Genomic DNA, 16708 nt, shown 5'->3' with positions numbered 1-16708 from the left:
TTGCCCCTTCTGCTACAATAGCCCAGCCATCCAAATTCATGGAGCACCCCACCCATGCCCCGACATTTCAACACCGCAGGCCCTGTCCACCCCGAAGACCATTACTGCATTGACCCCATGACCCGTGTCGACTGGGAAGAAATACACCAACTGATTGCCGCCAAGAAGTTCTTCGTCCTGCACGCCCCGCGCCAGACCGGCAAGACCAGCCTGCTGCTGGCGATGATGGACACGCTCAACCAGGCGGGTGAATACACCGCCCTCTACATCAATGTCGAATCCGCGCAAGCCGCCCGGAATGACGTTGCCGCCGGGATGAAAAGTATCGTGGCGACGCTTGCCAGCGACACCAAAGCCCGTTTGGGCGACCCGCGCTTGTTAGCGTGGCACGATGAATTGTGGCAATTGCACGGCACGCAAGGCGCGCTTAAAGCCTTGCTCAGCCGCTGGGCAGCAGAAAACGGCAAGCCCATTGTACTGATGGTTGATGAAGTGGATGCCCTGGTGGGTGACACGCTGATTTCCCTGCTGCGCCAGTTGCGCGAAGGCTATATTGGCCGCCCCGGCGTGCCATTCGTACACAGCGCCATCCTGTGCGGGGTGCGCGATGTGCGTGATTACCGCATCCACACCTCGCACCATGAGATCATTACCGGCGGCAGCGCTTTCAACGTCAAGAGCAAATCCCTGGTTATCGGCAATTTTACCCACACTGAGGTCGAAACCCTGTACCAACAACATACGGCGGAAACCGGACAGGTCTTTGCCCCTGACATTTTCCCCGAATTGTGGGAAGACACCCGTGGGCAACCGTGGCTGGTCAATGCCCTGGGTAATGAGTTGGTCTGGGAGGACAGGGCTGCCCGCGACCGTTCCACCCCCATTACGCTGGAACGCTACCGCGCCGCCCGCGAACGCCTGATCCAGTCCCGTGCCACCCACCTTGACCAGTTGACCGACAAGCTGCGCGAGCCGCGTGTACACGCGGTCATCAGCCGCTTGCTGGCAGGCAGCATGAGCGACACGGATACGATTTCCCCCGACGACATGCAATACGCTGTTGACCTTGGCCTGATCGAAACCCGCCCGCAATTACGCATTGCCAACCGCATCTACCAGGAGGTGATCCCACGTGAACTCACCTGGACTCGGCAAGTCACCATTGCCCACCAGCAGGCTTGGTACCTGACCCCGCAACGCCGCCTCGACATGCCCAAACTGCTGGCCGCCTTCCAGCAGTTTTTCCGCGAGAACGCCGATGCCTGGATTGAGCGCTTTGACTACAAGGAGGCCGGGCCGCAATTGCTGCTGCAAGCGTTTTTACAGCGCATCATCAACGGCGGCGGGCGCATCAACCGCGAATACGGCCTGGGCAGGAAACGCACCGACCTGTACATCGAATGGCCGGTGGATGAGGAACAGGGCTTTTACGGCGAAGTGCAGCGCATCGTGCTGGAGCTGAAAATCCTGCACAAATCGCTGGAAACCACCCTGGCCGAAGGGCTGGGACAGACCGCCAGCTACGCCGACCAGTGCGGGGCGGATGAGGCGCACCTGCTGATTTTCGACCGCCGCCCGGAAACGGCCTGGGATGCGCGTATCTGGCAGCGTGCCGAACTGTACGGCACGCGCCAGATCGGGGTGTGGGGAGCCTGACGGGCTGGCTTGCTTAATCCACTGTCACGGTAATGGTCAGCGTCTCGTCCTGCCCTGCCCCCAGGTTGCCAATGTCCCAGACACCCGTTGTCGTGTTGTACGTGCCTTGCGATGCTACCGGCGGCGTCCCGGTTGCCAGCGTTACCCCGGCGGGCAGCACATCCGTCACCTGTACACCGGTGGCATTTGTTGTACTGGTATTGCTGGCCGTCAGGGTATAAACCACCGTGTCGCCACGGCGGGCATTGGCTTTGTCGGCGACCTTGCCCAGTTCGATGTCAACTGCCGCTTCCCGGTAGCCAAAATCCAGCGTATGGTTATTCTCACCCGGCTCCCCGACGGTCACAACAATCTGCCCGGCGGCGCTAGCGTCAGAGTCACGCAAGTCCGTCGTAGCGTTGTTATCCGTCGCCCCGTCAGCATTCTGGGCAGTGACCTCCAGGCCAGTCAGTTCGGGCTGCCCGTTGGTAACCACAACCGTGCAGGTCTTGCCGGAAGACAGGAAAGCAGCATTGCTGGTACTGGAAAACAGGTACTGGCCACCATTGGCCGTGGTCGCCGTGGCATCATCGCTACCGCAGGTCAGGGTAACGTCAACACCGTCAATGCCCGCTTCGCCTGCATCCTGGATGCCGTCGCCATCGGTGTCTTCCCACACACGGTTGCCGATTTCGATGGGGGCAGGGTCGCACAATAATTCCAGATCACCCAAACCATGTGCCTTACCAAAGTTTGCGGTAGCCACTCCACCAACCAGTTGATTATACCGCGCCATCGCACCGCTGGTCGTATTGAACCAGCGTGCGCCCTGGATATTCACGTTGGTGACACCAGCGTTTGGCGGTTCAGGATCATACAAGGTCGCTACCACTTCGTTTGTACCGGGAAGAATCACCAGCCCGCCGTTTGCTAGTTCTTCATGATTGCCGTCATAGGATTCCTGAAAATAATACTCGCCAACATTCGATGGGCCGTCTGTATCCAGGGAACCAATGGTGCCACTGCCCAACGCAGGATCGTTATGCCGACAACTGGCTGCCGACCCTTCCAGCACCCATGAGCCATTGACATTACAAACCTGCACGATATCGCCACCAGCGGTGACATCAATGGTTGTCGTCGAGCCGGAAACGGGTACATAATTCACCGCTCCCAATTGATGCCCCATGCGGTCGATAAATCCCAGCACCATGGAGCCGTTGTCTGTAAACACGATGTCACTCAAGATCGGTTGAGCATAGGCGTAGAAAGTACCTTGACGGACTTTGGTTCCCTCTGCCGTTGCTGCCGTAGTCACATTCGACCAACCGGTGACCCACGGTCGCCATTTACCGACACGGTTCCCTCCCACATTTTCACGAGTAAAGTTGAGCGGGAAGGAAATAACAGTGCTAAAACCCGGCGTAGCGGCGGCTGGGTCAAACTGCAACACATACGCCCGCAGGTTCGCCGCATTTTGCGAAGTCATGGCATCGCACACACCACCCAAATAACCCTTTCCTTGCTGAAAAGCCAGTGCCCATGGGCGGAAGGAGCCACCTGAACAAGCGGGTAATCCACTGAGTGACGACAACGGATAATTTGTAAGTGAAGGGGGTGCCCCATTCATCACCGGTGTGTAGCCCGACAAATCTAACTTGACCAACGACTGGGCCCCTGAGTTGATGTTGACGACCCACAAATTGCCGTTCTCATCCACATCAATATCACCCAAACTGGTCAGACCCACCTTGGCAAAGGCATCCAGATCGCGGTTCGGGTTAGTCGAGACATCCGACAATTGATTATCACCGGCAGCACCTGCTGAAATCGCCCCAGTAACCCGTGAGCGGGAAATAGCGCCTGTCGAAATGCCGCTCACACCACTGATCGTAAAACTCCCCACAATGGCAGGGGTGGCAAGACTCATATCCATGACGTAGATGCCGCCACTGCCTTGCGGACCAAAACCAGCGTGTCGTTTTGCCAGGGCAGAAGTAAAGAGGAGTTTGTTGTCACGGTCATACGCCACCCCCCACACGCTCCCGGTGTCACTGATGGCAGCCACACCTGCCACGGCGCCTGTTGCGTTGTATTGAAAGGACATCACGCTCGTCTGGTTTAGCCCGAACCCGGAGCCGTTGCGTTGACCTGTGGTTGTCAACAAGGGGTTGGCTTGGCAATAGTCACAAGGCTCCAACACAGCGAAGTTGACCGTGCGGGCAGCGGCGGTGTCCGCATTGATAAACTGTACGCTCGTACCGTTCTGTGTGCCGCTGGCCACTCGGCTGGGTTCGTAGCCGCTGGGCAGGTTGGTGAACTCCACACGATAAGGCCCCTGCACGCCATCCAACGAAGCTACCGTAAAGGTGTAGTCTCCGTTCGCATCGGTAGTCGTCGTCTCGCGCAACGCCCCAGTGGAGTCGTAGATCGAGACTTGTACATTGGCGACGCCAACATCCTGCACCGTGCCGCTGGTATCGATGGTGCCGTCGCTATCGAAGTCCTGGTAGACCCGGCCCGTAATCGGCCCACTCAGCGTGAAGGCCAGTGCCTCCCCTCCTGTCAACAGCAGCACCCACAATAACATGAGAGCCAGCACAGGTTTCCGGTACGCCCTATTGGCGTTAACCCCACGCCGACTATTCCCGACGCTGGGTAAAGTCAGTCCCCTACCCCCACGGATTACCTGATCTGCCTTCCCCATGATTGATCACCTTTAGGACTTACGCATTGACGAAGCAGCCCTGTCTGTGTCAGGAATAAGTTTTTCACGCGACATAAAAGCCAATGATAAGAAGGCCCAAACGCCCACCGACAGCCAATTGCACCCTGCCAATGTACATGGGGTTTCTGATGAGTGAACCGAAATCAAGCACCTGCACCCGCCTGTCGGAAGTGATGGGCATCTCGCATGACAGTGTAAACCGCTTCCTGTTGCGGGAAGCCTATGAGCCAAAAGACCTGTTCAACGAAGCATCGCGGCTGCTGAACCTGGTGGGCGGGACATTGAATGTGGATGACAGCACGCTGGACAAACCCTACAGCCAGCATATGGAGCTGGTTGGACACTTCTGGTCAGGCAAGCACCACCGGGTGGTCAAGGGGCTGAACCTGATCACGTTGTATTACAGTGACCCGCAAGGGCGCAGCCTGCCGGTCAACTACCGGGTGTATGACAAGGCAGAGGGCAAGACCAAGAATGATTATTTCCTCGACATGCTGGAGGACGTGTTGGCATGGGGGCTGCAACCCGCCTTCATGACCGGGGATAGCTGGTATTCCTGTGTGGGCAACCTCAAAACGGTAAGAAACCACCGCATGGGGTTCCTGTTCGCTGTGGAAAGCAACCGCCGGGTATCCACCGAAAAGGGGTCATGGGTGCAGGTACAGAAACTGGACATCCCTGCTGACGGGCTGAGGGTCTGGTTACGCGAATTTGGCGAGGTAAAGCTGTTTCGGACGCAGTTAAAAGACCAACTGCGCCATTACGTGGTTTTCCTCCCGAATGCTGACGCCTATGACACCTTCCAGCAAGCGGATTTCCAGACCCTGCATGACCAGCATTGGCAGATTGAGCAATACCACCGCATGATCAAGCAGGTCTGCCATATCGAGAAATTCCAGGTACGCGGCAACGTCCCGATACGTAACCATATCTTTGCCGCCTTGTGCAGCTATGTCCACCTGCAACAGATGCAGTTTGTTGACATCATCAGCAACGCCTACCAATGGCAACGCGACTTGTACACGGATGCTGTGGCTGCTTTTGTCAGCCGCTTCATGCAAGGCAAGCAGCACCTCAACCCACAATTTCAGGCCGCCGTCAATGCGTAAGTCCTAACCTTTAATTATTCTACGCCCTGAACGCCTAACAGCATTCGTCACAAAATCACTACCGGCCATCGTTTTTTAGCCGATAATGTGCGGATAATGACTCAATCAGCCTTGCTTATGGCTGAACCACATCATGAAGCGCCAGTGACAGCGCCCTTGCTGCTATAATGGGGGAATGCCTTTCTTCCCTGGATAGCCCATGCCCCGACATTTCAACACCGCAGGCCCTGTCAGACCCGACAAACACTATTTTATTGACCCAACAAGCCGGGTAGACTGGGCTGAAATCCAGCGCCTGATTGATGATGAAAAGTTCTTCGTCCTGCACGCCCCGCGCCAGACCGGCAAGACCAGCCTGTTGCTGGCGATGATGGACGCGCTCAACCAGGCGGGTGAGTACACTGCACTCTACATCAATGTCGAATCCGCGCAAGCGGCACGCAACGATGTCGCCGCCGGGATGAAGGCCATCCTGGGCAGCCTGATCTATGGCGCAGAAGCACGTTTGCAGGATTCACGTTTACGCCACTGGCATCATGAACTGTGGCCAATAATGGGCGAACACGCCACCCTGCGCGAACTCCTCAGCCGCTGGGCAAGGGAAAACGACAAGCCCATTGTACTGATGGTTGATGAAGTCGATGCCCTGGTCGGTGACACGCTGATTTCCCTGCTGCGCCAGTTGCGCGAAGGCTACATTGGCCGCCCCGGCGTGCCATTCGTACACAGCGCCATCCTGTGCGGGGTGCGCGATGTGCGCGATTACCGCATCCACACCTCGCACCATGAGATCATTACCGGCGGCAGCGCTTTCAACGTCAAGAGCGAGTCGTTACGCATCGGCAGTTTCAGCCGGGATGAAGTCAACACCTTGTATGCCCAACACACGGCAGACACCGGACAACGCTTCGATAGCGCCATCTTTCCTGAACTGTGGGAAGACACCTGTGGGCAACCCTGGCTGGTCAATGCCCTGGGGCATGAGCTGACCTGGAAAGACAAGGCCGCCCGCGACCGCAGCACCCCCCTCACGCTGGAACGCTACCGCGCCGCCCGCGAACGCCTGATCCAGTCCCGCGCCACCCACCTTGACCAGTTGACCGACAAGCTGCGCGAGCCGCGTGTACACGCGGTCATCAGCCAGTTGCTGGCAGGCAGCATGAGCGGCACGGATACGATTTCCCCCGACGACATGCAATACGCTGTTGACCTGGGCCTGATCGAAACCCGCCCGCAATTGCGCATTGCCAACCGCATCTACCAGGAGGTGATCCCACGTGAACTCACCTGGACGCGGCAAGTCACCATTGCCCACCAGCAGGCTTGGTACCTGACCCCGCAACGCCGCCTCGACATGCCCAAACTGCTGGCCGCCTTCCAGCAGTTTTTCCGCGAGAACGCCGATGCCTGGATTGAGCGTTTTGACTACAAGGAGGCCGGGCCGCAATTGCTGCTGCAAGCGTTTTTACAGCGCATCATCAACGGCGGCGGGCGCATCAACCGCGAATACGGCCTGGGCAGGAAACGCACCGACCTGTACATCGAATGGCCGCTGGATGAGGAACAGGGCTTTTACGGCGAGGTGCAGCGCATCGTGCTGGAGTTGAAAATCCTGCACAAGTCGCTGGAAACCACCCTGGCCGAAGGCTTGGAACAGACCGCCAGCTATGCCGACCAGTGCGGGGCGGATGAGGCGCACCTGCTGATTTTCGACCGCCGCCCGGAAACGGCCTGGGATGCGCGTATCTGGCAGCGTGCCGAACTGTACGGCACGCGCCAGATTGGGGTGTGGGGAGCCTGACGGGCTGACTTGCTTAATCCACTGTCACGGTAATGGTCAGCGTCACGGGCGGCTGCCCCGCATCCAGATTGCCAATGTCCCAGACACCCGTTGTCCTGTTGTACGTGCCTTGCGATGCCTGTGACGCCTGTTCTGGCGGGGAGGTTAGCGTTACACCTGCTGGCAGCACATCCGTCACCTGGACACCTGTGGCATTGGTTGTACTGGTGTTGCTGGCAGTCAGGGTATAAACCACCGTGTCTCCACGTTTAACACTGGTTTTATCAGCCGTTTTGGTTAATTCGATATCAACCTGCACCGGTGTGGCGCACAGGATTTCCAGATCCCCAAGCCCATTACCCTTGCCGAAACCTTCATTGGTGATGCCACCAAGGGCAACTGTTTTGCCGCGCAGCGCCTGCCCGTCACTATTGGAAAGCCAACGCACGCCGCTGGTCACGGCCTGCGCCGCGTCCATTTGCGTTGTGACCACTTCGCCTGAGCCGCCCAATAAAGCCAAGGCGCCGGAGGAACTGTTGATATGAATACCCTGATCCCCGACGTAAAACTCACCGTTATTCGGGCCGATGCCATTACCGACGCCGCTGCTGCTGGCAGAGCCGCAACTGCCGTTTGCCTCCAGCGTCCAGTAGCCGTCCGGATTGCCACAGGCACGCAGGATGTCACCGAAGGCCAGCGCTGTATAGGTACCGTTGTCATTGGTGTCCGTTGACCCGGCAAAGCGCCCCAACTGGTCGCCGGTACGGTCGCGGAAACCGAGGATCAGGTCACCGCCATCGAATTCAAGGTCGGCCAACCATGGCTGCGGCCTCACCCGGTAGCTATTATCAGCCGGCAACGGGGTGATCTGGGTGAAATCATCCGTCCAGGCCCGCCAATCCAGGTTCATGCCGGTATCCGTGCCACGGGTGTAATTCAGTGGCACATTCAAAACCTGGAGGAAATCCGTACCATCGTATTCATACACATAGGCACGCAAATCCGCCGCATTGCCAGTCGACTGGGCGGTACAGGTCATACCGACGTACAAGCGGTCGCCGTTGACCTTGACAGCAAACGGCCGCACATTCAGGTTCATCTCCCCGGATGGTGTTGCCGGGTCAAGCGGGCAGTCTCCCGGCACCGGCAACGCGGTGCTGGTGGGGGAACCGGCTACCGGCGGGGTAGCGCCGCTGAGCGGAATGCTGTAAAGCTTGCGGTCATACAGGTTGATGGCATACAAGGCAGAGCCATCCGCCGCCAGGTCAATATCCCCCAGCCCCAGCTTGCCGACAGCATCGAAAGAGGCGGCGTCGTGGAACCAATCCCCTGCCGCTGTCGCCGGGTGTGGGTCAGTACCGGCATTCAGTGTCACCAACGTGCCCAACGCATCATCCGTTGTCCCCAGTTCCCCGTCCGTACCGGCATGAACCTGATAGATGGCGCCGGGGCCACCCGGGCCGAAACCGGCATGACGCTTCATCAGTGCGGCGGCGTACAGCGTGTTGCCGGACTCATGATGCGCCAGCCCCCAGGTTGTGCCGATTTGCGCGGCGGTTGCCAGGGGGGTTAGCGGGTCGTTCACATCGGTGTAGGCAAAGGACACCAGGGCGGCCTTGTCTTTATGGCTCCCGTCGATCTGATGCCCGTAAACATAGGAGGAAGTGGAAAGGTCAGAATCCGTCGCGCTACAGGAAGCGGAAACCAACGGCAACGGTGTCCGTGGCGGAGCCTGGTCTGAGCAGGTAGCCGGGGCTGCCACCGCCACGTCCGCCAGCGTACAGGCGACCTCATCGAAATCCGTCAGCGTCAGGCTAATATCACCGCCACTGATCGGGAAGTTGCCAAATGGCCCCTGATCAATGTCGTATGTGACGCCTGAATGCACATCACCACCACCAATGTTATAGCTTGTCCCGGCATTGGAGCCGGTCAGGTTAATGGTGTAACTGAAAGTGTCATCGGATGGGTCAGAACTGGTGCCATTGTCATTACAACTGGACACAATGGTGGGGGGATTCAGGCTACAGATCTCTCCGGTAAAACCAAAATCCAGACCATGATTGTCCTCGCCAGCATTCCCTACCGTGAAACTGATGCTAGCTTTGCCGTTGCTCTCCGCCGCATCCGAGTCGTGTAAATCGGTTGCCGGGTCGTTACTGCTGTCCCCACCAGCATTTTGCTGCGTCAGCGAATAACCCGTCAGGGCAGCCTGCCCATCTGCAATACTCACGGTACAGGCTTTGCCAAAGGCCATAGACGGGACATTCGTGCCGCCCATAGCGTTACTGAAGTAATATTCTCCACCTCCGGAAGTTGTTGTGGTGGAATCCAAATAAGGATAAACAGAACAGCTCAGGGTAACGTCTACACCGTCTATGCCTGGCTCCCCAGCGTCCTGAATGCCGTCGGCATCCAGGTCTGCCCAGACCCGGTTGCCGATTTCAACAGATGGCGGCGCAGGCATGGGGGCAAGACATGAGTCAGGAATAGAGCCAATAAAATCATAATTATGGAATTCAGAACCACCTGGATTGTGTACAACATCACCGCCCGCGACAAAACGCCCATTCATGCCTGAGGCATTAACAGTGACATTGGCTTTAGGCGCCAGCACCATCCCGTCAAACTGTGACGAGCCCTCAATATTCACCGTTGTCGCATTGGGAAAATTCCACAGCAGATAACGGGAAATCACATGTGTCGGGGTGGAATTAGCAGATTGCACCCTGACTGTAGCCGAGACGCCTGTCATATTGATGATCAAGGTAGCACTTCCATCGGAAGGAAACACTGAGGCATCCAGGGAAGAGATATAGCCGACATCAATATCTGTAGCTTGATCAAACAGGTATATACCCGCAGGACACATACCGTTAGTTTTTATTCCACTATCACAGTCCAGTGTCACCTGCCCCCACTGTGACAGCAAGGTTCCCCTGTAAACCTGGCTATCCGCTGTTTCATCAAATCCACCCAGGCAGGAGCTTATTGATGTCAACCCTGAGATTGCCTCACTGACATAGGTAGTAAAATTCGGGATTCCGGCGCCATTTTGCCGATATCCTCCGCCGGTGTTTGGTAACCGAACTTTTGAAACATCATTGATGCTTCCACCTACCTGGAGCTGGTCACCACCCCACGGCGCGGTAGTGCAACTACCAACGCCTACCTGACCAACATTGTATTGTGAATTTAGTGTCAGATTTCCTCCAATCAGCCCCAGACCTTCAAGCTCTGCCGCATTGCTCGTAAGGTTTCCGCCAACAAATACGCTGTACCCTGAATCTGCACCATTGAGGCCACAGTTTTGTGGAGACTGATAAGAAGCAGGGCAATATTGCCCTTCACAGGTACCAAAACCGGTAGGCAATGATGCTGCTGACAATAAACCGGGTTGAGCTACGGCAAAGCCCAGACAGATCGCCGTCATCAAAGTTTTTTTCATTTTCGCAGTATTCATCACTGAGCAGACCATAACTGTTATCAAATTAAGCAAGGCTCTGTATGGATTCCAGAGTACTGGGAAAAATCCAACCTGAGACCATGCAAACTATTTCTTAAGTAGCAAGTGCTTACGACACGATTAGTCACGATCGGAACACATAAGACCCAGAACGCATATAGAGCCATTGTTAAATTATTCTGCGCCCTGAATGCCCAAGAGCATTAGCCGGCGAAACATTTCTGCTTGTCGCTTTTTTATCCTGTTGATGGGCAGATAATGCATAAATTAACCTGTCTTATGGCTGAATAAGTATACATGCAGGCGAAAACATACCCACAAACAAATCAATATAACTCATGATTCTCACAGGATGGATTCCAGAATAGAATCCATTGTATGGACATCAATCACCTCAACGCCTTCATCGAAGTCGCCCGTCACCAATCGTTTTCACTGGCTGCCGAGGCGCTTTTCATTACCCAGCCCGCCATCAGCAAACGCATCCATCAACTGGAAAACGAGCTGGGTACGCCGCTGTTCAACCGCATTAACCGCAAGGTTACGCTGACTGAAGCCGGGCACGCCCTGCTGCCACGGGTACAGGCTTTGCGTAACGAACTGGAAGACATCCGCCGCGTTGCCTCCAACCTTTCCGGCAATCTGCAAGGCTTTCTGGTGATGGGAACCAGCCACCATATCGGGCTGCGCCGCCTGCCCCCTGCCCTGACACATTTCAACCGGGAACATCCATCAGTACGGTTGGATTTGCATTTCGTGGATTCCGAACAGGCTTGCCTGGCGGTGGAACGGGGTGAACTGGAACTCGCCCTGATCACCCTGCCGACCGAATTGCCGGAGCAGTTACAGGCACAACATATCTGGACAGACCGGATGCATATCGTTGCCAACCCCGATCATCATCTGAGCAAACAGTCTGCGCTCAGTCTGGAGGAATTGGTGAAACACCGCTGCGTCATGCCTGGGAAAGACACCTACACTTACCGGCTCATCCGGCAGGCACTGGCTCCCTACGATAGCCAACTGGATGTCTACATCAACACCAATTACCTCGAAACGCTGAAAATGCTTGTCAGTGCTGGTCTTGGCTGGTCACTGCTACCGCATACCATGCTGGATGACAAGCTTGCGACTGTACAGACCCCCTTAACCCTGCAACGTTATCTAGGGGTCATATTCCACCGTAAACGCACGCTATCAAATGCAGCCAAAATCCTGCTGAGTATTCTGGAATATTATGCAGATCATCTGGATTAATGGGGTTTTACAGGAATGCCTGAGCTGATAGTGGTATCAGCAAACAAAAAAAGGGCTGCCGTAAGCAACCCTTTGATATAGATGGCGCATCCGGAAGGATTCGAACCTCCGACCACCTGGTTCGTAGCCAGGTACTCTATCCAACTGAGCTACGGATGCGCTGAATGAGCGGCGCATTATGCGCATTTCACCGAATCCGGTCAAGTACAATCTCAAACTTTCCAGCCTGAAACTGAAATGGCGGAGAGGGCGGGATTCGAACCCGCGATGGGCTTTTGGCCCATACTCCCTTAGCAGGGGAGCGCCTTCGGCCTCTCGGCCACCTCTCCAGTTGGGTACTCAGTGAAGGCGGTAAGAATACCTTCAAGACAAGAGAACGTAAAGCCCTAATTCACGTTTTCTTCAATGGCAACCGGGTCGAGTTGCTCGTGCCGGATACGCTCAAAAATTTCTTCGCGATGCACGGCAACATCTTTCGGCGCGTTGATGCCCAGACGCACCTGGTTACCCTTAACCCCTAATACCGTAACGCTTATATTATCCCCAATCATGAGGGTCTCTCCTACCCTCCGCGTCAGAATTAACATACCGCATAATCTCCATATTGCTGCATTTATATGTCCAAAAAGCCCCCTGACGACCCATCAGCCCTCAGCGATAACCGTTGGTATGTTGAACAATCCCACACACGCACTTAACTTAAGCTTAACTATCAAGATGCTACGTTGCGTTTTTACCAATGTGTTATTTACACAACAAACATTAATACACTTAAATGCTTAATGCCTGAACAAAAAAAGGCCATTGCACAGCAACTGTAGCAATGGCCCTGGCAGATAAAAAATTTACCTGCAAACTAATCCGCTGCCTGCTCCAACCCGAAAGCCTCGTGCAAGACTCGCACCGCCAATTCCAGATATTTCTCGTCCACCACCACGGCAACCTTGATTTCAGAGGTGGAAATCATGCGGATGTTGATGCCTTCGTCCGCCAACGTTTTGAACATCTTGCTGGCAACCCCGGCATGGGAACGCATCCCCGCCCCGACAATCGCCACCTTAGCTATGTTTTCATCACCACTACACTGCTTCGCCCCCAGTGCCTCACCCGTTTTGCAGAGAATTTGGCGAGCCTTGGCGTAATCATTCTTATGCACGGTAAAGGTGAAATCCGTCGTGCCGTCAGAGCCGATATTCTGCACGATCATGTCCACTTCGATATTGGCGTCGGAAATCGGCCCCAGAATCTGGTAAGCAACGCCAGGGCGGTCAGGCACGCCCGTCACGGTCAATTGGGCTTCATCGCGGTTGAACGCAATACCACGGACGGATACTTCTTCCATTACATCTTCCTCACGAGTGACCAGCGTGCTTTTGCCTTCCCCAAATTCGTCAAAACTGGAAAGCACGCGGATAGGCATATCATATTTGTAGGCAAACTCCACCGAGCGGATTTGCAGTACCTTGGAACCCTGACTGGCCATTTCCAGCATCTCTTCCAGCGTCAGCGCAGGAATATGGCGAGCCTTGGGTTCAATGCGCGGGTCGGTGGTATAAACGCCGTCCACGTCGGTGTAAATCTGGCATTCGTCGGCTTTCAGCGCGACCGCCAGCGCCACTCCGGTGGTGTCGGAACCGCCACGACCCAGCGTGGTGATACTGCCATCGTCGGCAACGCCCTGGAAACCAGCGACGACAACGACTTTACCTGCTGCCAAATCAGCGCGGATAGGCTCAGCGCCAATATCGCGAATACGCGCCTTGGTATGGGCGTCATCGGTGAGGATGCGAACCTGAGCGCCGGTGTAGGAACGCGCGGGCTGACCTTTCTTTTCCAGCGCCAGACACAACAAGCCAATCGTGACCTGTTCGCCAGTGGAAAGGATCGCGTCCTTCTCACGTTCAGAACCCTGCGGGTTGATTGCGTTGATCAGCGCGACCAGCTTGTTGGTTTCGCCCGACATCGCGGAAACCACCACGATGACATCGTTGCCCTGTTGTTTCCAGCGGATTACCCGGTCAGCCACCGCCTCGATACGTTCGGGCGAGCCAACGGAAGTACCGCCGTATTTCTGTACGATCAGTGCCATTGCTTAATTGCTTACCTATGAAATTAAAGTTTCTCGGCTACCCAGAACTGCACTGAAGCCAGTGCCGCCGGGAGCGCCGCTACATCTGTACCACCACCTTGCGCCATGTCGGGGCGGCCACCGCCCTTGCCGCCGATTTGCTGGGCGACGAAGTTCAACAGCTCACCTGCCTTGACCTTGGCGGTTTCATCCTTGGTGACCCCTGCCACCAGACTGACCTTGCCATCAGTGACTGCCGCCAGGATCACTACTGCCTTGCCCAATTTGTTCTTGAGCTGGTCAACAGTATCACGGAGGGATTTGGGATCAGCGCCTTCCAGATTGGCCGCCAACACGCGTAGGCCACCGACTTCCACTGCCTGGTCAGCAAGGCTGGAACCTGCCTGGGATGCCATTTTACCCTTGAGCTGCTCCAGCTCTTTTTCCAGTGCACGGTTCTTTTGCAGCATGGCGTCGAGCTTGTCGCCGATTTCGGTCGGGTTGGATTTGAGCAGGCGGGCTATGCTGTCCAGTCGGCTGGTGACATCATTCAGCCAGCTCATGGCATTTGCCCCCGTGACCGCTTCGATACGGCGGATACCGGCAGCAACACCACCTTCACTGACAATCTTGAACAGACCGATGTCACCACTGCGCCCAACGTGGCAACCACCACACAGCTCGGTGGAGAAACCGATTTTCAGCACACGCACTTCGTCGCCATATTTCTCGCCGAACAGTGCCATTGCACCAGCTTGCTTGGCATCATCCATCGACATGACCTGGGCGGAAGTGGCCGCATTCTGGCGGATTTCGCGGTTGACGATGGCTTCCACCTCGGCAATCTGTTCAGCCGTGACCGGCTCGGGTTGGGAGAAGTCGAAACGCAGGCGATCCGGTGTTACCAGTGAACCTTTCTGTTCAACGTGCGTGCCCAGCACCTGGCGCAGCGCCGCATGCATCAGATGGGTAGCGGAATGGTTAAGGATGATGGCCTGCCGACGGTCAGCATCAACCTCCGCTGTTACCTCTGCGCCAGCGGACAATTCGCCTGATTCCAGCTTGCCGAAGTGGACAAAGGTGGAACCTTGTTTACGGGTATCAGTGACCCGGAACACAGCTTTGTCGGTGAACAACACACCGGCATCGCCTACCTGACCGCCGGATTCAGCATAGAACGGAGTATGATCCAGCACAACCTGACCTTCATCACCCGCTTGCAAGGTAGTGACAGCTTCGCCTTTACGGAACAGGGAAACCACTGTAGAAGTTTCCGACAGCATGTCATAACCGTGGAACTCGGTTGCACCGCTGACAGCCAGCTTTTCGCCGTAATCCGTGCCGAACTTGCCAGCCGCGCGGGCGCGTTCACGCTGCGCATTCATGGCGACTTCAAAACCAGCTTCGTCCAGCTTGAGGTTACGCTCACGGGCAATGTCGCCGGTCAGGTCAACCGGGAAGCCGTAGGTGTCGTAGAGCTTGAAGACCGTTTCACCGTCAATGGTGTCGCCGGACATATTGCCGATGGCGTCTTCCAGAATCTTCATGCCCTGCTCCAGCGTTTCGGCAAAGCGGCGCTCTTCTTTTTCCAGCGCTTCTTCCACGCGGGACTGAGCCTCAGCCAGCTCAGGGTAAGCCTGCCCCATTTCCGCCACAAGCGGTTGCACCATCTTGTGGAAGAACGGAGAAGCCATGCCCAGCTTGTAACCGTGTCGGATAGCACGGCGGATAATCCGGCGCAGCACATAACCACGGCCTTCATTGGACGGCAACACACCATCCACAATCAGGAAGGAGCAGGAACGGATGTGGTCGGCAACCACCTTGAGCGAAGGGTTTTCCGGGTCAGCATTGGGAGCCAGTTCCGCCGCTTTTTTCAGCAACGTCTGGAACAGGTCGATTTCGTAGTTGCTATGCACACCCTGCATAACCGCCGCCAGACGCTCCATGCCCATGCCGGTATCAACGGAAGGCTTGGGTAGCGGGATCATTTCACCATCTTTGGTACGCTCGTACTGCATGAACACGAGGTTCCAGATTTCGATGTAACGGTCGCCATCTTCTTCAGGCGTACCCGGCGGGCCACCCCAAATGTGTTCACCGTGATCGTAGAAAATCTCGGTACACGGGCCACAGGGGCCGGTGTCACCCATTTGCCAGAAGTTGTCGGAAGCGAAACGCGCACCCTTGTTGTCGCCGATACGGGTAATACGGTCAAGCGGGATACCCATTTTCTGCGTCCAGATGCCATAAGCTTCGTCATCTTCCGCGTAGACCGTCACCCACAGCTTGCCTTTGGGCAGTTTCAGCACGTCAGTGAGGAATTCCCACGCATACTTGATCGCATCTTCCTTGAAATAATCACCGAAACTGAAGTTACCCAACATTTCAAAGAAGGTGTGATGACGTGCAGTGTAGCCGACGTTTTCCAGGTCATTATGCTTGCCCCCTGCCCGCACACAGCGCTGGGAACTGGTAGCGCGGTTGTAGGAGCGCTTGTCCATACCCAGGAACACATCCTTGAACTGCACCATCCCTGCATTGGTAAACAGCAGGGTCGGGTCATTACCCGGCACCAATGAGCTGGAAGGAACGATTTCGTGCCCTTTACTGGCGAAGAAATCGAGAAATTGTTGTCTTAATTCAGCAGTTGTCATGACTCTAC

The 16708-nt window shown here is 55.9% G+C and carries 9 protein-coding genes and 2 tRNA genes; 4 read left to right on the top strand and 7 right to left on the bottom strand.

Annotated elements, in window-relative coordinates; translation table 11 throughout:
* Positions 1-54: 54 nt before the first annotated feature.
* Positions 55-1656, top strand: a complete 1602-nt coding sequence (locus THINI_RS18405; RefSeq protein WP_002710032.1) for an AAA family ATPase — start codon at positions 55-57, stop codon at positions 1654-1656.
* Between the two features lie 13 nt (positions 1657-1669).
* On the opposite strand, the gene THINI_RS18400 is transcribed toward THINI_RS18405, so the two are convergent.
* Positions 1670-4342, bottom strand: a complete 2673-nt coding sequence (locus THINI_RS18400; RefSeq protein ID WP_002710031.1) for an SdrD B-like domain-containing protein — start codon at positions 4340-4342, stop codon at positions 1670-1672.
* Between the two features lie 86 nt (positions 4343-4428).
* Here THINI_RS18400 and THINI_RS18395 point away from each other — a divergent pair, with 86 nt between their 5' ends.
* Positions 4429-5472, top strand: a complete 1044-nt coding sequence (locus THINI_RS18395; protein ID WP_081485941.1) for an IS701 family transposase — start codon at positions 4429-4431, stop codon at positions 5470-5472.
* Between the two features lie 199 nt (positions 5473-5671).
* Complete coding sequence (locus THINI_RS18390; protein WP_002710030.1) at positions 5672-7273, top strand: AAA family ATPase; 1602 nt, start codon at positions 5672-5674, stop codon at positions 7271-7273.
* A 13-nt stretch (positions 7274-7286) separates the two neighbouring features.
* On the opposite strand, the gene THINI_RS18385 is transcribed toward THINI_RS18390, so the two are convergent.
* A complete protein-coding gene (locus tag THINI_RS18385; RefSeq protein ID WP_245536703.1) occupies positions 7287-10685 on the bottom strand; it encodes a choice-of-anchor A family protein in 3399 nt (1132 codons plus the stop codon).
* A gap of 411 nt (positions 10686-11096) precedes the next feature.
* On the opposite strand from THINI_RS18385, the gene THINI_RS18380 reads away from it, so the two are divergent.
* Positions 11097-11975: a LysR family transcriptional regulator gene (locus tag THINI_RS18380; RefSeq protein WP_002710028.1), complete on the top strand. Its 879-nt coding sequence runs from the start codon at positions 11097-11099 to the stop codon at positions 11973-11975.
* An 82-nt stretch (positions 11976-12057) separates the two neighbouring features.
* Here THINI_RS18380 and THINI_RS18375 read toward each other — a convergent pair.
* From THINI_RS18375 to alaS, 5 genes are all read right to left on the bottom strand, one after another.
* A tRNA-Arg gene (locus tag THINI_RS18375) sits at positions 12058-12134 on the bottom strand.
* Between the two features lie 79 nt (positions 12135-12213).
* Positions 12214-12304, bottom strand: a tRNA-Ser gene (locus THINI_RS18370).
* Positions 12305-12361: 57 nt separating this feature from the next.
* Entirely contained in the window at positions 12362-12562 is a 201-nt protein-coding gene (csrA, locus tag THINI_RS18365) for a carbon storage regulator CsrA (protein ID WP_002710027.1), read from the bottom strand.
* A gap of 269 nt (positions 12563-12831) precedes the next feature.
* Entirely contained in the window at positions 12832-14064 is a 1233-nt protein-coding gene (locus THINI_RS18360) for an aspartate kinase (RefSeq protein WP_002710026.1), read from the bottom strand.
* A 23-nt stretch (positions 14065-14087) separates the two neighbouring features.
* On the bottom strand, positions 14088-16700 hold the full coding sequence (alaS, locus tag THINI_RS18355) for an alanine--tRNA ligase (protein WP_002710025.1): 2613 nt from the start codon (positions 16698-16700) through the stop codon (positions 14088-14090).
* Positions 16701-16708 lie beyond the last annotated feature (8 nt).

This window comes from Thiothrix nivea DSM 5205, from assembly GCF_000260135.1.
GTDB classification, from domain to species: domain Bacteria; phylum Pseudomonadota; class Gammaproteobacteria; order Thiotrichales; family Thiotrichaceae; genus Thiothrix; species Thiothrix nivea.
This window is presented reverse-complemented; position numbering and strand designations above follow the sequence as displayed.